This window comes from Sphingomonas sp. 66-10 (assembly GCF_001897045.1).
Classification (GTDB): domain Bacteria; phylum Pseudomonadota; class Alphaproteobacteria; order Sphingomonadales; family Sphingomonadaceae; genus Sphingomonas; species Sphingomonas lycopersici.
The window spans coordinates 3,800-4,043 of record NZ_MKRR01000142.1 but is presented as its reverse complement, the minus strand read 5'-3'; the positions used below and the strand labels follow the sequence as shown (position 1 = coordinate 4,043).

The 244-nt window shown below is 61.5% G+C and carries 1 pseudogene; it reads right to left on the bottom strand.

Annotated elements, in window-relative coordinates:
* Positions 1 to 244, bottom strand: a pseudogene (locus BGN95_RS20995) (cell division protein FtsZ); the annotation flags it as partial.

Below are 244 nucleotides of genomic sequence, written 5' to 3'. Positions count from 1 at the left end.
ACCGAGCGGACGTCGGCGAAGTCGAGGTTGATGAGGCCCGGCATGACCATCAGGTCGGTGATCCCGCGCACGCCCTGCTGGAGCACCTCATCGGCCATTTCGAAGGCCTGTTTGAAGGTGGTGTTGGCGTTGGCGATCAGGAACAGATTCTGGTTGGGGATGACGATCAGCGTATCGACATACTTCTGCAGCTCCTCGATCCCGCTGTCGGCGGATTTGGCGCGGCGGTTGCCCTCGAACGCGA